Genomic DNA, 22,321 nt, shown 5'->3' with positions numbered 1-22,321 from the left:
GAAAATGACCTATGTCGTGACCGACAATTGTATCGCCTGCAAATTCACCGATTGCGTGGAAGTTTGCCCCGTGGATTGCTTCTACGAGGGGGAAAACACGCTGGTGATTTATCCTGACGAATGCATCGATTGCGGCGTCTGCGAGCCGGAATGCCCTGCCGACGCAATCCGCCCGGACACTGAGCCGGGTATGGATGTGTGGGTCGAGTTCAATCGGAAATATTCCGAGCTGTGGCCGGTCATCACGCAGAAGAAAGATCCGTTGCCCGATCATGAGAAGCATGATGGCGAGGAAGGCAAATTGGAGAAATACTTCTCCGAGAAGCCGGGTGCTGGCGACTGATCAGGCCGGTTGCCACGGCTTGCGCTGCGGCGTTGCCTCGCCTCGGCGAATCACAGGCTTCCCTCCCAGACCGATTCGCGAATCGGTCTGGTGTTTTGCGTGTTGGCGGGGCTCGCCCTGCGGTGGCGCGTTGAAATACCCCACACCATCATGTGAAAAGGTGTAATTCCGGCTTGTTTTTCGACGGTTATCCCCTGCGCGAGGGGCGCGGCACGATGGCTCTGCTTTAAATGGCTCGTTTTTTGTGCTATATATCCGTTACAAAGGAATACGGACCTGCTGACCCTTGCGGACGCTGCTCGCCCGCGTAGGCACTCAATCGGACACTTTTGACACCGAATTCGGCAACCAATCCTGCCGAACGGGTGTTTTTGCGTCTGATTGTCGGGTTCATTCGTGAGGATGCGACTGAATGACCAAGACTAAGAAATCCGATTTCCACCCCGACCAATTCGTAGTTTACCCCGCGCATGGCGTGGGCAAGATTCTGCAAATTGAGGAGCAGGAAATCGCAGGGCTGCGTATGGAACTCTTTGTTATCTCGTTCGAGAAGGACAAGATGACCCTTCGCGTGCCAACTTCCAAAGCGACCGAAATCGGGATGCGCGAGTTGAGCTCGCCCGATGTCGTCTCGAAAGCGTTAGACACGCTGAAGGGCAAGGCGCGGGTTAAGCGCGCCATGTGGTCGCGTCGCGCACAAGAATACGAGCAGAAAATCAACTCCGGCGACCTTCTCGCGATTGCGGAAGTCGTGCGCGATTTGCATCGTTCGGATGATCAGCGCGAACAAAGTTATTCGGAACGTCAACTCTACGAGGCAGCGCTTGAACGGCTGACGCGTGAGGTTGCGGCCGTTTCTGGCACAGACGAAGCGGGCGCGCAAAAGCGTGTTGGCGATGTCCTGGTCGGGCGCGCTGCGGCGGCCTGAGGCTGACCGAGACTAATTTTAAAAGGCCGCGCATAAATGCGCGGCCTTTTTGCTTAGAACGTCTTCAATGCGAGGGCCGTTAACTGCGGCCTACATCGCGCTCGTCGTCGTCGGACTCGCCGCGGCGGCTTGCCATCAGCGCGCTTTCCATCTCGCTGTTGAGCTTGTGCGAGAGCGCTACGTATTCCGGATTTTGATCCAGTGGCACACGAGGTTTCCAGACCTTGGCAAGGTCACGAACCCCTTGGCGATCCATTTTGAAAAACATTTTCTCCGCCTCGGCCGCCTCAAATTCCGACAGGCCGACATTCTCCAGCACATAGCGCGCAGCCCGAAGCGAGCCATCGAACATCTCGCGGATAATGTCATCTGCGCCCGCCGAATAAAGCTCGAAGACGTGCAGCCTGTCGCGCGCCCGTGCGATGATATGCAAATCAGGCCGTGTGCGGCGGGCATATGCCACGAGGCGCGTGATTGAGGCCTTGTCGTCGAGGCAAACCACGAGGACGGTCGCCTTATCGATCCCTGCCGCGGCGAGAAGGTCGGGGCGCGTTGGATCACCGTAATACCCTTTAAACCCGAATTTCCGCATCAGCTGGATCGTTTGCAGGTTGTTGTCGAGGACGGTGGTTTTAAACCCCGACATCGTCACCATGCGGTTCACGACCTGCCCGAAGCGTCCAACGCCGGCAATAATCACCGGTTGCTGGTCGTCGATCTCGTCGGCCTCTGCGCTTTCCTCGTCGCTCAGGTGCCGCGCGATGAAATCTTGCAGTAAGAACAAGAGGGGGGTGATGAGCATTGAGAGCGCGATCACGAGAAGGACGACCTCCGCCAGATCCCGCGGCAAGATGTATTGAGCGGCGGCGAACGACACGAGGACGAAGCCAAATTCGCCCGCTTGAGCAAGTGAGAGCGTAAACAAAACACGGTCGCGCGGCTTGAGGTTGAAGGCGACCCCCAAGCCGTAGAGAACCCCTGCCTTGAGGCCGACAAGCGCGATGACCATGCAAATAACCAGGGCCGGTTCCGCCGTCAGGGTGGCAAAATTCATTCCGGCGCCGACGGTGATGAAGAATAGCCCCAACAGCAGCCCCTTGAAGGGCGCGATATCGCTTTCGAGCTCATGACGAAACTCGCTATCGGCCAGAACAACCCCCGCGAGGAATGTCCCCAAGGCGGGTGACAAGCCGACGAGCGTCATGAGAAAGGCGATGCCAACAACGATCGCCAAGGCGAGCGCCGTATTTACCTCGCGTAGGCGGGCCGTGTGGACGAAGCGAAACGCGGGCTTGAACAAGTAGTGCCCCGCGAGGACAACGCCGATCACCGCGCCAATGGTCACGAGCGTCACGCCCCACCCGGGGAGGCTTTCGATCAAGCGCCCTGCGGCGGTTTCGGGCGTCGATTTTGCCAAAGCGCGTGCACCGGGGGATGCGAGCAATGGCATCAGGGCAAGCATCGGGATCACCGCGATATCTTGCATCAAAAGCACGGAGAACGCAGATCGCCCGCCGCTCGTGGTCATAAGTTTCTTCTCGTCGAGGGTTTGCAATACGATCGCGGTGGAGGAGAGCGCGAAGATCATCCCTATGGCCAGCGAGACGCGCAGATCTTCCCCCAACGCCATAGCCAGCCCCGTGACGAGGGTCATCGTGATCACGACCTGCGCTCCGCCCAGCCCGACGAGTTTGTCACGCATCGCCCAAAGCGCGCGCGGCTCAAGCTCCAACCCGATCAGGAACAGCATCATCACGACGCCGAATTCGGCGAAGTGCTGCAGATCGTGCATCTCAGAGCCTACAAATCCGAAAACTGGCCCGATCAGAATGCCTGCGCCGAGATAGCCGAGGACAGACCCAAGCCCGAGGCGTTTGGAAATCGGCACCGCGATGACCATAGCCAATAGATAAAGTGTGGCTTGAGAGAGAAATCCGTCCATCGTTAAACTTGCCCTTACATTCGCCGGAGAGACTTTGTGACCCGCCGTCACCCCATGCTAAGCGCCGCGGCGCGAACCGCCAAGCCCTCAGCCGTGGATCGGCAATAAAACTACGGTGTGGTCGAAGGTTAACGTCGTTGGCACGGGCGCGATGCGCGCGCGTCAGAGGGGGCTGGGATTAACCGCCCGCCAGCAATTGCAGGGTCACATCGCGGCTGCCTTTACGGTAGCTGAGCTGTGCATCACCGATCGCCGTCACCGTTCCGCCGTCAAGACGATCCCCCACTTGCACGCGCGTGAACGAGCCATTGGGCATCCGCACGAGGGCGCGCCGATTGCTTTTCGATCCGAACAAGCCGATCAAATTAACCTTGCCGAGGTTGATTGCGTTTTTTTCTGTCGCTTGCCCTGCAACGGTTGCGGTGGTGCTGCCGCCGCGAGTGGGCTGGGTGGGCTCCGGCTCGTCGAGCTCGTCGATTGCGGCGCTTTCCTCTGGAGCAGAGGGCGATTTCATAACTGTGGGCGCAGGCGCGGGCGACGGGGTGCGCCGCGTGGGCGTTGCCGCGGCGACTTGGACTGGTGCAGTGGCGACAGGTGCGGCCACAGGTGCGGCAGGTGCCGCGACAGCGGGCGTTGCGGCGGCTTCGCGCGCGGCGCTGGCCACGGCGGCGGCGACTGCGGCGTCAACCGCGCTTGCGAAATTGCGGGGCTTGGTTGAGGGGCGGCGCGATGTTTCCACGGCCTGCGCGGTTGCATCGGCAAAACGCTGTGCCTCGGCTTCTGCGGCGGCGCGGGCGGCCTCCTCGGCGAGTTGCGCCGCCTCGGCCTCGGCGCGTGCAGCCTCTGCGGCGCGGTCGGCGGCGGTGGTAATCGCGGTTGGGCGGGTTTTAGGGCGCGTCGCTAGAAGTGTGGCAATCTCGGCACGTTCTTCGTCGCTAAGCGCGGGCGTTTCCGGCGCTTCGGCCACATTTGGTGCTGTGGCGTCGTCAGTTGTCGTTTGACCCGCAGGTTGCCCTGAGGCTTGATCCACTGCCTCCGGCTGCGCCTCTGCGGTCGTTACGTTTGCCGTGTCTAGCGGTGCGGGGGCAGTCACCTCTGCACGATCGTCTGCGGCGGCGGCGGCTTCTGAGACCGAAGCAGGGCGCGCGCGCGGCCGACGGCCTGCTAAAGCCGGATCGGCATTCGGGAACGCGGCTTTCGCGGCGGCCTCGGCCGCGGCACTCTCGACCGATGTCGGGCGCGCAGGAGGCACGACGCTCGGGCGACCTGCGTAGATGATGGTTCCCGTCGGCGTGACGGTGCCGCTGACGGTCGGGATGACGGGGGGCGCGTTTTGCTCGGGCGTCGGCGCGGCCGTCGTGGGGGTGGTCGTTTGAGCAGGCTGCGGCGCGGTGTCCGCGGGCGGTGATTGCGCGCCGTCGACGGCGGGCGGGGTCGCGAGCGCGGTCAGCCTGTCTTCTTGCAATGGCGAGACGGGCAGGGCCGCCGGCGGGGTTTCCGGAGCGGCGGAGGCCATTTCGTCGGCCTCGCGACGCGCCTCTTGCTCGGCCGCTGCCTCAACGGCAGCAGCATCGGCATCGTCGCTTGTGTCTCGAGGGACGGCCTGAACCGGGGCGCCGGTCTGCGTATTTGCGGCAGGCACGGCATCCACGACGGCGACTGGAAGTGTGGCCGTGCCGGAGGGCTCGTCAGATCCGAGGTAGCTTTCCCAGACCAAAACGCCGCCCATAAACAAGACCAGCGCCCCGACCAGCTTTGCCATCAGGTATTTTGATCTGGTCGCCGGAGCTGCCGCCGCGGTGGCGGATTTTGCGGCAAAAAAGCCGAAGATGTTGCGCTTGCGGCGTGCGTCTTGGGGTGCGAACCCTGTCCCGCGCCCTTGGGGTGTGGGCGCGCTCGGCAGGGGCGGGAGCGGCTCGACATCGGCGGCGAAGGGGGCCTCATCGTAGACGGTGTCGGAGGGCTCGTCTGCGGCAAAGGCGGCGTCAGATGTTTCATCACCCAAAGGCGCATCATAGACCGTCTGGGTGACGGGCTCCACCGACGGATCGCGCGCGTCCGACGCCGGCGCGGGGGGAATGGAGGAAGGCTCCTGCGGCGCGTGATGAACATCATGGCTAACGATGTCGGCCTCATCGAAGGCAGGCAAATCGTCGGGCGTGTCCGCAAACGCATCGTGTGCAATCGTTGCTTGCGCAGGCGCACTGGCGGCTAGCGACACTGCGGGACGGTTCATTGGCGGCGCATCACGGCGCAAAAGTGGTTGCGATTTAGCCGCATCGCGCGGTGCGCTGACGGGGCTCGCCGGATCGCGGCGCTTGAATTTCTCGCCAAGGCGAATCGCGGATTGCGCCGTTTTGGAGAGGGCCGCGCCCGATGTGGCGAGTTTGGCGGCTGCACCGCTCAGGCGTTGCGTGATCAGTTGCGCGACGCGTTCAGGCGCCGTTGCGACCGCGTCTTTCGGAGCGCGCTCGCCTGTTTCGCCAATCTGCGGTGCGGGCAGTTTCGCGCGTGGCAATTCGATCCGCGGCGGGGTTGGGGAGAGGCGCGGGATTGCTGCACGTGCGGCCTCGGACAGGCTTTGCTCGGGCGGAACGGCCAAGGATGGATCGGTCGCGGATGTATCTTGCGCCGTTGCGGCCTCATCGGCCGTCGCGGGCGAAGCAACTGGCGCAACGGTGGAAGTTTGCTTGCGTTTGGCGAAGGTCGGACGCGCCAGAACAGGCGCGGCGGGTTCGACGGCGGGTTCGACGCCGGGTTCGATGGCGGGCGCAACCGACGCATCCGTCGTGCCTGTATCGATCCCGAATTCCGCGATCAGATCCGCCGTGAGGTCGTCTTGTGTCGGCGTTGCGTCCGTTACCTCAATGGGCGCAGTCGGTGCGGGGAGGGGCGCGGCGGGCGAAGGAAGCTGCGCATCGTCATCCTCCGCAGCGTCTGCTGCGATCTCCTCGGCGACAGGCGTCTCGAACGACGCGCGGTCGAGCCAGTGCTGGCTTTCGGCCTCTGGTGCTGCGCTCAGGCTTTCATCCACTGGCGTGGCGGTCTCGGATGGCGCATCCTCAAGCGACGGGATGTCGTCGAAGGAAAGCTGGTCAACGACCGTGCCCATCACATGCGGGCTCTCCTCGGTTTCCGGCGCGCTCGCGGTATCCTCATCGGGATGTTGCGCCGCGTCCGCTGCCATGATCGCCGGATCAGCATCGAGCGTCACGATCGACGGGCTGTCGACCGAGGCGGCATCGGGCTGGTGATCTGCAAGGCGATCAAAAGGCTCCGGCACAATTGCGGTGGGGGCATCGATATCATGAGCCGGCGGCGCTGGGTCTTCTTGCGGGCTACCCTCGGGCGCGGCGTCCTGAATGACGTCCCCGCGTTCCGCAACGGCCGGTATGTCAATCGGCGCCGCCGCGACGTCCGGTGTTTCGGATGGTGGGCTCATCTCGCCGGACGTGGTGTCGCTGAACGCATCGTCGCTGATTGGCTCTGATGTGGGGCTCTCATCGATCGGTTCGGCTGCTGGCACCGCCGTTGCGATTGCCGCTGCAATTGACGTCTCTGGCGCACGATCTTCATCGGCAAGATCCGTCACTGTGCCCGAAACTTGGACAGGGTCTTGATCTCGCTCGACGCGCTCGCCCTCATTGAGGTATTGCGCGGCCATCGCGGTGGGGCCGAACCAAGGCTCGCCTGCAAATTGATCGGCCTCGGGTTGCGCAACGAAAGCCATCGCGGCAAACCCGTAGGTGCGGGCGAAGTCCTCGGCCTCCGCGAGGGTTTCCTTCGCGACGACGGCGACCATGACTTCAGCCCCCGTGCCGGACCAATCGAATTTCAGATCGGAGACGGCATAGGGCGTCACGCCGTCGAGCGCGTGCGCGATCTGGCGTTTGCGTTGTGCGGCGGAGGGGCCGGGCGCGTGGACGCGGGTGTAAAGCACCTGCGAGGCGGGGATGATGAGTTTGGCAAAGACGCCTTTGGGGCTGCGCCGTTCGGCGGCCCGGCGCAAGGCAGCAAGGTCGCCGTCCAGATCCGCGCTTTCAAGCGAGACCGAGCCAAGCGTCAACCATTGCGCTCCAGCCCTCTCGAAGAGGTCGATCCCGTGATGGGTCATATTCAGCGCGTAATTGGGCTTCATTAGCTTGGCCTTGCACAAATCGAACATACGCCCTGTCGGGCGCTTGGGTGCGACATTGCTACCGCAGATTTAGGGTAGATAAAAGCCAAAGCCCCCCAATATGGGCGGGCGATTGCCGAAATGTGAAGCGGGCCGCCCGCCTTTGAAAGGGGCGCGCGCGGCGGGCTCGTCCGGCAGGGGATGGGGCAGGAGATTGGATGTGGCGCGGGCCGGATTTCGTCGGCGCGCGCCCATTCGTTTCTTACGCCGTTGCGGCGGTCAAGGCTTGGTCAAGATCCGCGATCAGATCGTCCGCGTTCTCAGTGCCAATCGACAAACGGACGACGTTTGGCGCCGCGCCCGCTGCCTTTTGCTGTTCCTCCGAAAGCTGGCGATGGGTGGTCGAGGCCGAGTGAATAATCAAGGATCTGGCGTCGCCCAAGTTGGCCACATGCGAGAAGAGCTTGAGATTATTGACCAATTTCACGCAAGCGTCATACCCGCCTTTCACGCCAACGGTGAACAAGGCCCCTGCGCCCTTCGGGCAGACGGTTGCTACGCGTTTGTTCCAAGGCGAGCTTGGCAGACCGGCGTAAGTTACGAAGTCGACGCGCGGATCAGCCTCAAGCCATTCCGAAACCGCTTTCGCATTGGCCAGATGTTTTTCCATCCGCAGGCTCAGCGTCTCGATGCCCATCAGTGTGTAATGCGCGCCCTGTGGGTTCATCGTCATGCCCAGATCGCGCAATCCGATTGCGATCGAATGGAAGGTGAAGGCCATCGCGCCCAAGGCCTCGTGGAACTTGAGGCCGTGATAGGCCGGTTCCGGCGCGGACAGCGACGGGAATTTATCGGAAGCGGACCAATCAAACTTGCCTGAATCCACAACCACCCCGCCGGTTACGGTGCCATTACCTGTCAGATATTTTGTGGCGGAATGGACAACCAGCGTCGCGCCGAGCTCAATGGGGCGGCACAGATACGGCGTCGCAAGGGTGTTGTCGACGATGAGCGGAACCCCCGCTGCATCTGCGATCTTCGCGACCGCAGGAATGTCGGTGATGTAGCCACCCGGGTTCGAAATCAACTCGCAAAAGATCGCCCGAGTATTGTCATCAATCGCGGCCTTCAGCGCCGCTTCATCGTCAAAGTCGACGAATTTTGCGGACCAGCCGAAGCGCTTAAACGTTTGGGAAAACTGGGTAATCGTGCCGCCGTAAAGGCGTGTGGAGGCGATCACGTTGCAACCGGGCATCATCAACGGGAACAGGGCCATGATCTGGGCCGCGTGCCCGGACGAGCAACAGATCGCGCCAGCGCCGCCTTCAAGCGCGGCCATACGCGAGGCGAGCGCCGAAATCGTCGGGTTGGTGAGGCGCGAATAGATGTATCCAACTTCTTGCAGGTTAAAAAGCCGAGCCGCATGATCGGCGTCTTTAAACGCATAGGCTGTGGTCTGGTAGATCGGCACTTGCAAAGCGCCCGTCGCGGGATCGGGCTCTGCGCCTGCGTGGATTTGCAGCGTATCGAAAGCGTGGTCAGTCATGGTCATCTCCCTAATTTCGGAGGGACCGTAGCGCGCCTAATTTAAAAGGGGAAGTAGGCGCGGCCGCGCGGAGAAACGCAAAACAATCCGCGCCGGGCCTTGGCATTTAGCGCATCCAGAAGCCCGCGCGTTTGATCGTATTGCGCAAGACGCGTTCGCGCTTTGGCAAATCGTTCTGATCGAACAGCGCCCTCACGCGCTCGCCCTTGCGTTGGAGAACAAGCTTCTTGATCGGTTCATATTCTTTGATCACGCGTTTTACGGGGTTGGGCGCGACGACCTCTTGCATCATGGCAATCGCGGCATCCGACTCGCGCGCGTAGAGCAAGGGGATGAAACGGTAATGGCATGTGATCGCGCCATCGAGCCCGTCGAGCCCCGCGTCGGGACGACCGCCGCCGAATGAATGGATGACCAGCGGCAGGGCGACTTGATCAAGCCACGGATCGAGGCTCTGACACGCCAACTCGTCCGGCGGGTCGTTGCGGATCGAATTTGCAAAGCTCAAGAAGCGTTCCCCGAATTGTTTGGGGCTTTCGCCGAAGAACCATCCGGCCGAGAAGTAGATATAGCGCTCCCAATATTCGTCAGGTTTGCTCAGATCGAGCGTGCTTTCGAACTCCAGATCAAACCGGTCGTAGAGCGATTTCCAGATGCCCGCATATCCCGGACCGTAGAGCGGGGGTTCGGGCCACGTGCCTTCGCGCCGCATCGAGGCGGAGGGGCGCGCAAAATCGATCTTGAGATCCGCGAGTGATCCCATGAAAATCGTATCGGTGTCGAAGAAGATGAACGGCTCATCGGGCAAGGCGGAGAGCATCTCAATCTTGTTTCCATGCGGATAGCTTTGGCCGAAATGCTTGTTTTCGAACTCGACGAAGGTGACGCCCTCGGCGCTGAGAAGCTCATGGATCGCTGCGGGCAGGGCGGTGACCCCGTTCCATCGTGCGCCGGTCGGCGTTGCGACGATAAGCTTGCCTTTGAAATCGGGGTTGGTGGCGCGGAAAGATCGAACGAATATCACCGCCTCATAAGCCAGCCGCCCCGCTTGCGCGACGCAGACGACATTAAATAGTGGCGTGCTCTGGTCAGGTTTTTGCTGTCGCGCGGCCGTCGTTTTGGCGCCGGTTTTGTCCGCAGTCGCCTTGGCGGAGGGCTTGCGGCTTTTCGCGGTCGCTGATCCAGCGGTGTTTTGCGGCAATTTCGTCATGACAATACTTTCGTAACGCGCCCCGCGCGAGCGCCCCTGAGGGCTAGGCGGTAAAAAGACCATCCACTCGCGCCGTGTGAGTCTAATGAGGTGGGTCAGGTTTGATCCGGTAAGTATGTGCCTAAATCTTTGATAAGAAAAGCTTAGACAATGGGGATTGTGCGCATTTTGGAAACGCAACGCCGATGCGCCAAGCCCTATCCGGCGGGATAGGTCAGCGTCGATGACGCTATCTATTTGATCTTACTAAGAACTGCCGAGTTTGATTAAGGAGATTGCATCGGCCTTATCAGGCAAAACACCAACCCAGCCTCTCAAAGGGGGGTATGGTGGGCGACCCTGGAATCGAACCAGGCGTGGGTCTCCCCGGCGGAGTTACAGTCCGCTGCCGCACCTTGCAGCACGTCGCCCTGACGCTGAGCGGGGGAATACCCAAGGGGGCGGGGGGCGTCAAGCGGATATTCTGAATTATTTTCAACGATCCGTTTTGAGGCACCCCGAACCCGCACGTTCGCCCAATATTTGCAGGCAAATGCGGACAAACAAGGTGAAGGGCTTGCAAAATCCCGCCAATTGCGCGCAGGAAAGGACAGGATTTTTGGAAGGCCGGATCAATGGAAAAACCGAAATGGGTTGTCGATAAAGAACGCGCGAAACGTGCGGCTGCTGCGGAGACCGTCTGGCTGTTCGGCCTGCACGCTGTTCGTGATGCGTTGATGAACCCTGCGCGTGAACGGATGCGCTTGGTGGTGACCAAGAATGCGGCGGATAAGCTTTATGATGCGATCATCGCCTCGGGGATGGAGCCTGAGATCGTCGACCCGCGTAAGTTTGATAAAGCGGTCGAGATTGATACCGAATCTGTCCACCAAGGGGCCGCGTTGCATGCGCGCCCGTTGAGCTGGGGATCGGTGGAGGATGTGTGCCTCACGGGGGCAGGTGCGCCTTTGGTGGTTTTGCTCGACCGTGTGACCGACCCACATAACGTGGGCGCAATTTTGCGATCGGCGGAAGTCTTTGGCGCGCGCGCCGTCATCGCGCCCGCGCGCCATTCTGCGCCAGAGACGGGTGCATTGGCGAAAACCGCATCGGGCGCGCTGGAGCGCCAACCGTATCTTCGTGTGCAAAACCTCGCGGATGCGATGGAAAGCCTGCGCGAGATGGGATTTGAGCTGATCGGGCTGGACGGTAAGGCGGAATTGACCATCGCGGAAGGCGTGGCGCAGGCGGGGACACGCCCGATCGCGTTGGTGCTGGGCGCTGAGGGGCCAGGACTGAGAGAGAAAACGCGTGAGACCTGTGATCGCTTGGTGAAAATTCCTTTCGCGACCGATTTCGGGTCGCTCAATGTCTCGAACGCGGCGGCAATCTCGCTTTATGCGGCGGTGAACCGGTAAGCTGGCCTGTCCTCACGTGGCCTCACATCCGCGCGAGATAGGGGGCGGCGGGGTTTAACGGGCGCTTAACGAGCCTATGTTATCAAGTGAAGCCGGTGACGGAACTGCCGGTTTCACGATCACTGTCCCTCGTTCCGCACTTTGCGCCCAAGCCATATGGCTTTGGGCGCTTTTTCTTTTGTCCACCCCCTTGGAATTACCGGCCATGACGCGCAGGTTAGGGAAAAAGGGAGACTGCTATGACTGATGGATTGTCCGACGACCAAATTGAGGATGTGTTGGATACGATGCATGTTATCGCGCTGGTCGGGTATTCCGAGAAGGAAGAACGCCCATCGAACCGCGTGGCGAAGTTTCTCAAATCGCGCGGATACCGCGTGATTCCGGTTAATCCCGGTTTGGCGGGGCAAGAAGCGCTGGATGAGGAAATCGTCGCAAGCCTGAGCGACATTCCTGCTGAATTCGGCGTTGATACGATTGATATTTTCCGCGCATCCGATGCTGTGCCGGGGATCATCGACGAGGCGCTCACAGCGTTGCCTGCCTTGCAAACGGTCTGGATGCAGCTTGGCGTGATTTCCGAGGAGGCCGCGCAAAAGGCGCGGGCGGCAGGGAAGGTCGTTGTGATGGACCGCTGCCCGAAAATCGAGATCCCGCGCCTCGGCTTAATGGGGTAAAAAATGGCGCTCCGTTGCGAGATTGGCGGGGCGCTTTCGCATGGCTAGCGGCCGAGTTTGTCGCGCAGGGAATACCATGTCATCGCGGCAACCAAGAGCGGCCAGCGCAGGGCGACCCCACCAGGGAAGCGCGCTTGCGGCAGGCTGGCCATCAGGTCGAACCTTTCCGCCTGGCCCGCGATCGCATCCGCCATCATCTTGCCTGCCAAGGTTGCCATCGCAACACCGTGGCCGGAAAAACCCGATGCCGAGAGCGCATTGGGGTGCGGGCGCATGAGGCATGGCATACGGTTCATCGTGATGGCTAAAGTGCCGCCCCAAGCGTGGGTAATTTTCACATCCCTTAGGCTGGGGTAAACCTCAAGCATCGGTTTCATAACGGTTTTTTTGATGTCGGGGAACCGATACCCATAGCTTTCACCGCCCCCAAAGAGCAATCTTTGATCCGGTGTCATCCGCCAGTAATTCACGACGAATTTTGTATCTGCGACGGCAATATCCGCGCGCAAGACCTCTGCTGCGCGCGCGCCAAGCGGCTCTGTCGCGATGATGAAATTGTTAATCGGCATGACGCGCGCGGCGACTTGCCCCTCTAACGCGCCGAGATATCCGTTCGCGCTAATCACGACATGGTTGCACGTGACTTTGCCTTGGGGCGTCGCGACGGTTGATCGCTGTCCGCTCGCACCGTGATCGATGCGGTGCACCTCCGCGCCCTCAAAAATCTGGACGCCCGCCTCTAGCGCGGCTGACGCCAAGCCGAGCGCATAATTGAGCGGGTGCAGATGCCCCGCGCCGCTATCTATATCGCCGCCCTGATACGCCTCCGACGGGAGAATCTCGCGCAGGGCGGATTTATCGAGCGGGGTGATTTTGTCGTAATTGTAATGCTTTGCGAGATGATCGGCATAATGGTGCGCGTGCTTCACCTCCGCCGCTGTCCAACAGGCATGTGCGATGCCGGCGCGGTAGTCAGCGGGAATCGTATGGCGGGCGATACGGTCTTGCACCAACGCTTTCGCGGCCTCGCCCATCTCCCAAAGGGCCAGCGCGCGGGTCTTCCCGACGAGTTTTTCAAGTTCGTCTTGCTCAAGGCGCTGGCCCGACCCGACTTGCCCGCCATTGCGCCCGGAGGCGCCAAAACCAACGCGTTGCGCCTCCAAAAGGACGACGCTAAATCCGCGTTCTGCCAGTTCAAGCGCGGCTGAAAGGCCAGTGTAGCCGCCGCCAATTACACAAACATCGGCGCTCACCTCCCCGCGCAGGCTCGGTTGCGCGGGGAAGGGGGTGGCCGTGGCCGCGTACCAAGAGTGCGGATATGCGCCGTTCGTGTCGTTTGCATGCAGCAGATTGAGCATGAGCTATCAGACGTTGAGCAAGAGGTGCTCACGCTCCCACGGGCTGATGACTTGTAAGAACTCTTTGTATTCGTTGCGTTTTACGGCTTCGTAGACCGAGCAGAAATCTTCGCCCAGAACCGCGCGCACCGGATCGGAGCCGCCCATCAGATCCAGCGCGTCGCCCAAGTTATAGGGCAGATCTTCGGCGCTCATATAGGCGTCGCCCTTGCATTCAGGGTAGGGCGCTTTTTTCTCTTTGAGGCCGAGATAGGCGCAGGCCAAGGAGGCGGCGATGCCGAGGTAGGGGTTGCAATCCATCCCCGCGAGACGGTTCTCGATCCGGCGCGCCTCGGGGCCGGAGATCGGCACGCGCAGGCCGGTGGTGCGATTGTCCCGGCCCCACTCGAGGTTGATCGGCGCGGCGAAATCAGGAACGTAGCGCCGATAGCTGTTCACATAGGGCGCAAGCAGGGCGATCACGGCGGGCAGGTGGTTTTGCAGGCCAGCGATGCAATGCATGAACGCATCCGTCTCGCTCCCGTCCGGGTTTGAGAAGATGTTCTTACCGGTTTTTGTGTCGATCACCGATTGGTGGATGTGCATCGCCGAGCCGGGCTCGCCCTCAATCGGCTTTGCCATGAAGGTCGCGAAGCAATCATGGCGCAACGCCGCCTCACGGATCAGCCGCTTGAAGTAGAAGATCTGGTCCGCAAGATTAACGGGATCACCATGCGCGAGGTTGATTTCAACCTGTCCAGCGCCTCCCTCTTGCAAAATCCCATCGATTTCCAAGCCTTGCAGCTCGGCAAAATCATAAATGTCGTCAATGACTTTGCCGTATTCATCCACGGCAGACATCGAATAGGCCTGCTTGCCCGCCACACGGCGGCCAGAGCGGCCCATCGGCGGGATAATCGGCTGGTTCGGGTCGATGTTGCGCGCGACAAGGAAGAATTCCATCTCCGGCGCGATGATCGGCTTCCAGCCTTCCGCCTCGTAGAGCGCGACGATTTGCTTGAGCAGGTTACGCGGGGCGAGGGGGACGGGATTGCCCTGCTGATCGTTAACGTCATGGATGACTTGCAGCGTGATATCTGCGGTCCAAGGCGCTGCGGTCGCGGTGGTGAAATCCGGCGTCAGGATCATGTCCGGCTCGGTGAAGGCCCCCATCGGGTTATCCGTCCACTCACCGGTGATGGTTTGCAAGAAAATGGAGTTGGGGAGGAAGAACTGCTCCTGAAACGCGAATTTGGAGGCAGGCATAGCCTTTCCCCTCGCCACGCCTGCAATATCTGCGACGATGCACTCGACCTCGTCGAGCCGCCGTTCTGCGATATAGTCACGGGCAGCTTGCGGAATTTTATCGTGCCAAGCGTGGGACATGGGAACCTTCAAAGTTATGAGCTTACAGGATTAAACGGCAGCGGTGGGGGCGTGAGCGCGGAAAAACGCGCCAATCCGGTCCGCGATTTTGGCGTCTAAATTGGGGATGCCGAGACGCTCATTCGCGGCGTCGAGCAAGTCGTCGGGAACAACGCCGCGACCGCGGGTCTCCATCAAGCCCTTCACAAAACCATCCTTAAATTCCGGGTGCGCTTGCACGGTGAAAACCGTATCGCCGTAGACCAGCGCCGCATTCGCACAAAACGCGTTTGTGCCAACCACGCGCGCCTCTGGTGGCAAGGCTGTGACCTGGTCTTGATGCCATGCGTTGAGGGTCACGGTATCGCCCTCGAAATCGTAGGTTTGCGGACCGACGGCCCAGCCTTGCGCGAATTTCTCGACTTTGCCGCCAAGCGCTTGCGCGATGATCTGATGGCCAAAGCAAATTCCGACGATCGGGCGTTGCGCCGCATAGGCCGCGCGGATGAAATCCTCGAGCGGCGGTATAAAGGCGTGATCCTCGTAGGCGCCGTGGCGTGATCCGGTGATCAACCAGCCGTCGCACGCGTCGATTGAGCTGGGGAACTCCATCTCCTCGACAAGATAGGTTTTAAATTCAAGACCTTGCTCACTTAGAAGACGAGTGAACATGTCTGGGTAATCGCCAGCCTCCGCCCGAAGGATATCGGGGGCTTGACCGGTTTGCAGGATGCCGATGCGCATAGGGCCTCACATAAGAGAATGTCTGAGCCTAGACCGCGCCGCAGGGCGGGGCAAGGGGGGCCGCGCGTCTGCCCCCGCCTGCCGCCTTCGCGTTTATCGCACCAGCTGTGGGCGGATTCTCAGGCGCGGCGCTGCACTCGGCAGGTGGCGGTTCAGACGGCGGTTCGCAGCGCTGTAAATTCCGATGACGGCGAGGGTGAGAATCACGAAATAGGCGGCGACAATCGGGTATGCGATGAACGGGTTGAACGTCTTTTCGGCAAAATATTTGGCGTAGTAGAGCGCGTCACCCTCTTGGCGATAGGCCGGGAAGCCCGAGAAAAACACCAAAGTCGTCGCATGGAACAGGAAGATCGCCTCATTGGTATATGCGGGCCACGCGAGGCGCAGCATCGTCGGCCATTGGATCCGGCGGAATTTCTTCCAGCCCCACAGCCCGTAAGCGTCGGCGGCCTCCAGATCTCCCTTCGGGATGGTTTGAAGCGCGCCGTGGAAAATCTCGGCCGAATAAGCCGATGTGTTGAGCACCAGAACAAGAAGCGCCCCCGCCCAAGCACGCGTCATCCATGCGGTATCGAGATGGATGGTGCCGAGCCCGACCCACAGATCAACGCCGCCGCGCGGTAGCATCGAGAGCGCCTCGTAAGCAAGGAAGAACTGGATAAAAAGCGGCGATCCGCGGAACAGATAGATGAACCAATCGGCGGGTTTTGATAGCCACACGGGCCCTTGGAATTTCGCCACTGCCAACGCCTGCGCAAAGAAGAACCCGATGATGAGGGCCAATGCGCCGAAATAGACGTTCCAGATCATGCCTGATCCGATCAGTGTTACCTGTTCGCATAGCGAGATGTCGGCCTTTGGCAGGGCGCGCTCGCCAATGCCGATTGCCCGCAATCCGTATGCTTGAATGGTTTCAAAGCAGCTCATTGCGCGGCCTTTCGTTGCGCTTCGCCCAGAGCTGTCGCCTGTCCGCGCGAGAGTTTAACCGTCAGACGCGACAGGACGCGTTCGGAAACGGAGGTCATCGCGAGATAGAAGCACAAGAGGCCAAGGAAATACCAAAGGCGCCAATCGGGGTGGGGATAGGCGTAGATATTTGATTTCGTCGCGCCCAATTCACGTGCCCAATAGACGATGTCCTCGACACCGAGCAGGAACAAAAGCGGCGTCGCTTTAATCAGGATCATCCACAGGTTCGAGAGACCGGGGAGCGCATAGCTCCACATCTGCGGGATCAAGATGCGGCGGGTGATCTGGCGCTGGCTCATCCCGTAGGCCTCCGCGGTCTCGAGCTGCGCACGCGGCACGGCGTTCATCGCGCCGCTCAGAACATTGGCCGCAAACGCGCCAAACACCAAGGCAAAGGCGATCACGGCGAGGGTGAAGCCGTAAATTTCATGGTAGACTTGCGGCGAGGACGACAAGGGGAGCTTTGCTTGGGAGCACACGAGGAAATCTGCGCCTTGGCGAATTGGTTGATCCCAATCGGGGCATTTCACCTTGTGACGAAGCCATTCGAACCCTTGGTCAAGCGCCACCGGCACGAATAGGAAGAACACGATGTCCGGCACACCGCGCACCATCGCCGTGTAGCCTTTGCCGAGCCAACGTAAGGGCGCGTTGCGCGATCGCGAGGCCAAAGCGCCGCCGAATCCGAACAGCAACGAGACAGGCGCCGCGATTGCGAGCAGCAAAAGCACCGTCAGGAACGAGGCATAAAACATCAGGTGCTTGCCTGTGAACAGGTAGCACATGAGCCATGAAAGCCCGTTGAGCGAGGAAGGGTCAGCGCAGGATGCGAACATGGGGGGGATCGGGCGCTTTCACGCCCGACCTTTCCTGTAGATCAGAATGTTTTTGCTTCTTCACCGAACCATTTGGTGATCGCGGTGTTGAGCGTGCCGTCATCTTTCATCGATTGGATCGCGGCGTTGAGCTTCTCTTTCAGCTCGCTATCGGATTTGCGCAGACCGAGGCCGATACCATCGCCCAGCGGAACGTCATCGCCAGCCCAGACCAGATCCTGACCTTCTGCGAAGGGCGCGAGCGCGTCTTTATCTGCAAAGACGGCGTCTGCTTCGCCCGATTTAACGGCCGCAATCGTGTCGTCAAGCGTTGCGAACTCGATCAAGGTCGCGCCTGATTTCGCTACGTAATCCGCTTGGATCGTGCCGGTTTGCGCGGCAACTGCGCCCATCAGATCGCTATCTTCGCCCGGTGCGAGATAGGCCGATGCGGCTGGCGGGAAGTAGTTTTGCGTGAAATCGATCGTTTCCTTGCGCTCGTCTGTGATCGACATGCCAGCGATGATCGTATCGTAGTTGCCGCCGGTAAGGTTGGGGATGATGCTGTCCCATTCGTTGGTGACCCACTCGCAAGTCAGCTCGGCGCGCTTGCAAAGCTCGTCGCCCACTTCGCGCTCGAACCCGTCGACTTCCCCTTTATCATTGATGAAGTTGTAGGGAGGGTAGGCGCCCTCGGTGCCCATGCGAACAGTGTCTGCCATTGCAAAGCCAGCCGTGAGGGCAAATGCGGCCGTGGTCAGGATCAATTTTTTCATTGTTTACGTCCCTGTCGTTAAGGTTGGTTCTCGAAGTGTTACGCCTAGTTTGGCGCGGGAATGAAGCGCGGGCGTTTGGGCCTGTCGCTTCCTACGCCTCCGATTTTACGGCACTTGTCGTCAATGTGCCATGGAGGCGGATAGAAACTGTTGCAGACGTTCGGATTTTGGCGCGCCGAAAAGGGCTTCGGGCGCGCCTTCTTCCTCGATCCTGCCTTGATGCAGGAAAATCACATGCGACGACACGTCTGCCGCAAGTCGCATGTCATGCGTGACGAGAATCATCGTGCGGTTTTCCGCAGCGAGATCCTTGATCACCTTAACCACTTCTTGCTGCAACTCTGGGTCGAGCGCGGATGTTGGCTCGTCAAACAAGAGCGCTTCCGGCTCCATGCACAGCGCGCGCGCGATCGCGGCGCGTTGCTGCTGCCCGCCCGATAGCTGCGCGGGGAAGGCATCGGCCTTGTCACCAATACCCACCTTGGCGAGCAAGGCGCGGGCACGCGGCTCGACCAGCGCAGGAGATTCGCCCAAGACCTGCACAGGCGCTTCCATCACGTTTTGTAAGATCGTCATATGCGACCACAAGTTGAACTGCTGGAACACCATCGCAAGATTTGTTCGGATCTTGCGGATTTGGTCGCGGTCGGACGGGCGGCGGGCGAGGCCTTCGCCCGTCCAGCGCACCGGCTTGCCGTTGAACAGAATCTCGCCGCTTTGGCTATCTTCAAGCAGGTTGCAGCAGCGCAAAAGCGTTGATTTCCCAGAGCCCGAGGACCCGATCAGCGAGATGACCGACCCTTTTGGGGCAGAAACCGAGACGCCTTTGAGGACCTCAAGCGGGCCGTAACTTTTGTGGAGATCATGAATTTCAATTACAGGTGTCGTCACGTGTTACTTTCATACAGATCTCTAGGCGCGGTGCGTCGCGCGGGCGGCGTCGGTTGAGAGCTTTGATGCGTCAAGCCCGACGCATCTTGCATTCTTGCGCACAATTTGTCCCGAAATCGCAGGCCTTGGCAACCAGATCGTCGCCATGACGCGTCGTGATGAGGGCATTCCGCAGGGTAAAGCCTGTTTCAAAGGCGGTCTTTGTACGGCGCAGCCGCCCCAAAGGTTGGGCACTGGCGCGGGGGCGGCGTGACGGTAGGCGGCATAACGGGGCGGCGTGCGCGGTTGGCGGCGTTTATACGCCCATATCTTTGGCAACCTTTTGGCGTGCATGGGCCGAATCGCGGTCGCTGACCCCCAAAAGAGAGGCTGCCAGCCGAATTAACGCCTCCTCATTCGCCTCACGCGTTCCATCCGCCAAAGCGACTTCCCAAAGCGCCTCGATGACGCCGGTGCGATCCTCATAGGCGACCTTCTCCTTCAGCGCGCGCGTGAACCGAACGGTGTCGGGGGCTTCGGCCTCAACAGCCTCGGCGCGCTGGCGCAGATCGGCAGCCTCCTCGGCGCTCAACCCGCGGCGAACGGCGAGAACATGCTCAATCCGCATCTGCTCGGCAGAATCGTAGTCATCATCGGATTTCGCCAGACGCACCAACAGCGCCGCGAGGGCCAGTTCGGCATCGGGCGCGGTGAGAGGGGCAGGGGACGGGGCGCTGAGTGCGCGCATGAGAGAAGCAAACATAAGGGTAAGCTAGCGCGGTGTCCCCCGCGCGCCAAGGGGGAAGGCGAGATGAGGTGGGCTTGATTGAACCACGGTTGCGTGATCGCGCGCAAAAGCGGGGTCGGTCACATCTGACGGGCCTTCGGGGGGCGCAATGTGAGAAGTAATCGTATCCTTTTCCCAAAACGCCTTGCACGTTTGGGCGCATCCGCCTAATTAGGCGCGTCATTCGTCAAAAAGGCCTCAAGGTTCATGGAAAACGTCATTCTCACCGTACACCTGATCCTCGCGCTGCTGCTGATCGGCGTCGTGCTGTTGCAACGCTCCGAAGGCGGCGGCCTCGGTATGGGCGGCGGCGGCGGTGGTGGCGCTGGTGGTGTCATGACCGGTCGTCAGGCCGCCAATGCCATGACGAAGCTCACATGGCTGTTCGCTGCGGCATTCATCGGCACATCGATCGCGCTGACTGTGATCGCCGCGCAAAAAGCTGATGGTGGTTCGGTTGTCGATATCGCGCCTGCGGAAGTTACCGCGCCGGCAGAAGCCCCCGTCACACCGCCAGCGCTTGATGCGCCTGTCACGCCGCCTGCGGCTGAATAAGCGCCGCGCCGCGCGGGATTGAGCGCGGCCACAAGTTGTAGCGGGTTTACGCTAAACTAACCCAAATACTTGCGGTCCGGTTGCGGGCCGCATTCGAATCTGTTATTTCTCAAATCCCGTGATGCCACGCATTTTGCGTCGGCAGATCTTTGGATTTGTATTCACTCACGGGAGCACTCCGCTAATGGCAAGATATGTTTTCATCACCGGCGGTGTGGTGTCCTCGCTGGGAAAAGGCCTCGCGTCTGCGGCGCTTGGCGCGTTGCTGCAAGCGCGCGGTTTTTCCGTTCGGTTGCGCAAACTTGATCCCTACCTGAACGTCGATCCGGGGACGATGTCGCCGTTCGAGCATGGCGAAGTGTTCGTGACGGATGACGGCGCGGAAACCGACCTTGATCTTGGGCACTACGAGCGGTTCACCGGCGTATCCGCGCGCAAGACCGATTCCGTTTCATCAGGCCGGATCTATTCGACCGTGTTGGAGCGTGAGCGCCGCGGCGAATATCTGGGTAAAACCATTCAGGTGATTCCGCATGTCACCAACGAGATTAAAGATTTCATCAATGTGGGCGATGACGAAGTCGACTTCATGCTGTGCGAGATCGGCGGAACGGTGGGCGACATTGAAGGTCTGCCGTTCTTCGAGGCGATCCGTCAGTTCGCGCAAGACAAGCCGCGTGGCCAATGTATCTTCATGCATCTCACCTTGCTGCCGTATCTCGCGGCCAGCGGTGAGTTGAAAACCAAGCCGACACAGCACTCGGTGAAAGAGTTGCGCTCGATCGGCTTGCAGCCTGACGTTCTGGTGTGCCGCTCCGAGCATGAGATCCCGGAGAAGGAACGCGCAAAGATTGCGCTGTTCTGCAATGTGCGGCCTGAGGCGGTGATCCCCGCTTACGATCTGAAGTCGATCTATGAGGCGCCGCTCGCGTATCACCGTGTTGGCCTTGATCAGGCGGTGTTGGATGCGTTTGGCATTTCACCCGCGCCCAAGCCGGATATGAGCCGCTGGGAAGATGTGATGGACCGTCTCAATCATGCCGAGGGCGAGGTTCGTGTCGCCATCGTCGGGAAGTATGTCCAGCTTGAAGATGCCTATAAATCGATCGCGGAGGCTCTCACCCATGGTGGTATGGCGAACCGCGTTAAGGTGAAGGCGGAATGGATCGACGCGGAGATTTTCGAGAAAGAGGACCCATCGGCCCAGTTGGAGCGGTTCCATGCGATTCTCGTTCCGGGTGGCTTTGGTGAACGCGGCACGGAAGGCAAAATCCGAGCGGCGCAATTCGCGCGCGAGAAGGGGATCCCCTATCTCGGCATTTGCCTCGGGATGCAGATGGCGGTGATTGAGGCCGCGCGCAACCTTGCGGGCATTTCGGATGCGGGTTCCGAAGAATTCGATCATGAGGCGGGCGGCAAGCGCTTTACGCCCGTGGTCTACCACCTGAAGGAATGGATTCAGGGCAACCACCGCGTCGAGCGGAAAGTGGGCGACGACAAAGGCGGCACGATGCGTCTGGGCGCCTATTCGGCCTCGTTGAAAGAGGGCACGCGCGTTGCCGAAGTCTACGGCGCGGCTGACATCGAGGAACGTCACCGTCACCGTTATGAGGTTGATGCGAAATACATGGAACAGCTGGAAAGCTGTGGCCTTGTGTTCTCGGGCATGTCACCTGACGGGCGTTTGCCTGAGATCGTGGAGCACAAAGGCCATCCGTGGTTCATCGGTGTGCAGTTCCATCCGGAGCTGAAATCCAAGCCTTTCGCGCCGCATCCGCTGTTCTCGGGCTTCGTGAAAGCGGCGCTGGAGCAAAGCCGTTTGGTCTGACCCTGTAGGGGCGGGCCCCCTCAGTCGGCTCTGCCATTAGGAGATCTGATATCGAAAACGCCCGCAGGAGACTGCGGGCGTTTTGTGTTCCAACGACTGCAAGGGGGGCGGG

18 protein-coding genes and 1 tRNA gene are annotated in these 22,321 nt (G+C 60.4%); 6 read left to right on the top strand and 13 right to left on the bottom strand.

The features are described from left to right. Positions 1 to 4: 4 nt before the first annotated feature. Together fdxA and SJY32_RS09495 are read left to right on the top strand one after the other, a co-directional pair. Entirely contained in the window at positions 5 to 343 is a 339-nt protein-coding gene (gene fdxA / locus SJY32_RS09500) for a ferredoxin FdxA (protein WP_376877659.1), read from the top strand. A gap of 412 nt (positions 344 to 755) precedes the next feature. Continuing rightward, positions 756 to 1,271 carry a CarD family transcriptional regulator gene (locus tag SJY32_RS09495; protein WP_376874224.1) on the top strand — a complete coding sequence of 172 codons (516 nt, stop codon included), beginning with the start codon at positions 756 to 758 and terminating at the stop codon, positions 1,269 to 1,271. A 79-nt stretch (positions 1,272 to 1,350) separates the two neighbouring features. On the opposite strand, the gene SJY32_RS09490 is transcribed toward SJY32_RS09495, so the two are convergent. The 5 genes from SJY32_RS09490 to SJY32_RS09470 all read right to left on the bottom strand — a co-directional run bounded on the left by SJY32_RS09490 (position 1,351) and on the right by SJY32_RS09470 (position 10,497). Continuing rightward, the gene (locus SJY32_RS09490) at positions 1,351 to 3,213 is read right to left on the bottom strand and encodes a monovalent cation:proton antiporter-2 (CPA2) family protein (RefSeq protein ID WP_376874222.1); all 1,863 of its coding nucleotides are present in this window, start codon (positions 3,211 to 3,213) and stop codon (positions 1,351 to 1,353) included. A 178-nt stretch (positions 3,214 to 3,391) separates the two neighbouring features. Continuing rightward, a complete protein-coding gene (locus SJY32_RS09485) occupies positions 3,392 to 7,351 on the bottom strand; it encodes a hypothetical protein (RefSeq protein WP_376874220.1) in 3,960 nt (1,319 codons plus the stop codon). A 241-nt stretch (positions 7,352 to 7,592) separates the two neighbouring features. Next, a complete protein-coding gene (locus SJY32_RS09480) occupies positions 7,593 to 8,876 on the bottom strand; it encodes an O-acetylhomoserine aminocarboxypropyltransferase/cysteine synthase family protein (protein WP_376874218.1) in 1,284 nt (427 codons plus the stop codon). 106 nt (positions 8,877 to 8,982) lie between these two features. After that, on the bottom strand, positions 8,983 to 10,086 hold the full coding sequence (locus tag SJY32_RS09475) for a hypothetical protein (RefSeq protein ID WP_376874216.1): 1,104 nt from the start codon (positions 10,084 to 10,086) through the stop codon (positions 8,983 to 8,985). Positions 10,087 to 10,413: 327 nt separating this feature from the next. Next, positions 10,414 to 10,497, bottom strand: a tRNA-Tyr gene (locus tag SJY32_RS09470). Between the two features lie 203 nt (positions 10,498 to 10,700). On the opposite strand from SJY32_RS09470, the gene rlmB reads away from it, so the two are divergent. Together rlmB and SJY32_RS09460 are read left to right on the top strand one after the other, a co-directional pair. Next, positions 10,701 to 11,483, top strand: a complete 783-nt coding sequence (rlmB, locus tag SJY32_RS09465) for a 23S rRNA (guanosine(2251)-2'-O)-methyltransferase RlmB (protein ID WP_376874214.1) — start codon at positions 10,701 to 10,703, stop codon at positions 11,481 to 11,483. Positions 11,484 to 11,722: 239 nt separating this feature from the next. Then, positions 11,723 to 12,160 (top strand): CoA-binding protein, encoded by a 438-nt coding sequence (locus tag SJY32_RS09460; protein WP_376874212.1) that lies wholly within the window; start codon positions 11,723 to 11,725, stop codon positions 12,158 to 12,160. Between the two features lie 44 nt (positions 12,161 to 12,204). Here SJY32_RS09460 and SJY32_RS09455 read toward each other — a convergent pair whose 3' ends face one another. From SJY32_RS09455 to SJY32_RS09420, 8 genes are all read right to left on the bottom strand, one after another. Then, the gene (locus SJY32_RS09455) at positions 12,205 to 13,518 is read right to left on the bottom strand and encodes an NAD(P)/FAD-dependent oxidoreductase (protein ID WP_376874210.1); all 1,314 of its coding nucleotides are present in this window, start codon (positions 13,516 to 13,518) and stop codon (positions 12,205 to 12,207) included. A gap of 6 nt (positions 13,519 to 13,524) precedes the next feature. Continuing rightward, positions 13,525 to 14,883, bottom strand: a complete 1,359-nt coding sequence (locus SJY32_RS09450) for a glutamine synthetase family protein (protein ID WP_376874208.1) — start codon at positions 14,881 to 14,883, stop codon at positions 13,525 to 13,527. 30 nt (positions 14,884 to 14,913) lie between these two features. Continuing rightward, the gene (locus tag SJY32_RS09445; protein WP_376874206.1) at positions 14,914 to 15,606 is read right to left on the bottom strand and encodes a type 1 glutamine amidotransferase; all 693 of its coding nucleotides are present in this window, start codon (positions 15,604 to 15,606) and stop codon (positions 14,914 to 14,916) included. A 93-nt stretch (positions 15,607 to 15,699) separates the two neighbouring features. Then, on the bottom strand, positions 15,700 to 16,536 hold the full coding sequence (locus SJY32_RS09440) for an ABC transporter permease (protein ID WP_376874204.1): 837 nt from the start codon (positions 16,534 to 16,536) through the stop codon (positions 15,700 to 15,702). Further along, positions 16,533 to 17,414, bottom strand: a complete 882-nt coding sequence (locus SJY32_RS09435) for an ABC transporter permease (RefSeq protein ID WP_376874202.1) — start codon at positions 17,412 to 17,414, stop codon at positions 16,533 to 16,535. The genes SJY32_RS09440 and SJY32_RS09435 overlap by 4 nt, the downstream gene beginning before the upstream one ends. Before the next feature lie 41 nt (positions 17,415 to 17,455). Beyond that, positions 17,456 to 18,169 (bottom strand): transporter substrate-binding domain-containing protein, encoded by a 714-nt coding sequence (locus tag SJY32_RS09430; protein WP_376874200.1) that lies wholly within the window; start codon positions 18,167 to 18,169, stop codon positions 17,456 to 17,458. A gap of 120 nt (positions 18,170 to 18,289) precedes the next feature. Next, the gene (locus SJY32_RS09425; RefSeq protein ID WP_376874198.1) at positions 18,290 to 19,060 is read right to left on the bottom strand and encodes an ABC transporter ATP-binding protein; all 771 of its coding nucleotides are present in this window, start codon (positions 19,058 to 19,060) and stop codon (positions 18,290 to 18,292) included. 295 nt (positions 19,061 to 19,355) lie between these two features. Continuing rightward, positions 19,356 to 19,802, bottom strand: a complete 447-nt coding sequence (locus SJY32_RS09420) for a TerB family tellurite resistance protein (protein ID WP_376874196.1) — start codon at positions 19,800 to 19,802, stop codon at positions 19,356 to 19,358. 231 nt (positions 19,803 to 20,033) lie between these two features. Between SJY32_RS09420 and secG the strand changes: the two genes are divergently transcribed. Together secG and SJY32_RS09410 are read left to right on the top strand one after the other, a co-directional pair. Further along, positions 20,034 to 20,381: a preprotein translocase subunit SecG gene (secG, locus tag SJY32_RS09415; protein ID WP_376874194.1), complete on the top strand. Its 348-nt coding sequence runs from the start codon at positions 20,034 to 20,036 to the stop codon at positions 20,379 to 20,381. Positions 20,382 to 20,565: 184 nt separating this feature from the next. Further along, positions 20,566 to 22,209 (top strand): CTP synthase, encoded by a 1,644-nt coding sequence (locus tag SJY32_RS09410; protein WP_376874192.1) that lies wholly within the window; start codon positions 20,566 to 20,568, stop codon positions 22,207 to 22,209. Positions 22,210 to 22,321: the final 112 nt, after the last annotated feature.

Origin of the sequence: Albirhodobacter sp. R86504 (assembly GCF_042466415.1) — a bacterium.
Taxonomy (GTDB): Bacteria; Pseudomonadota; Alphaproteobacteria; order Rhodobacterales; family Rhodobacteraceae; genus Albirhodobacter.
Note: the sequence above shows the minus strand (reverse complement) of the source record. Positions and strands in the feature narration are given on the sequence as shown.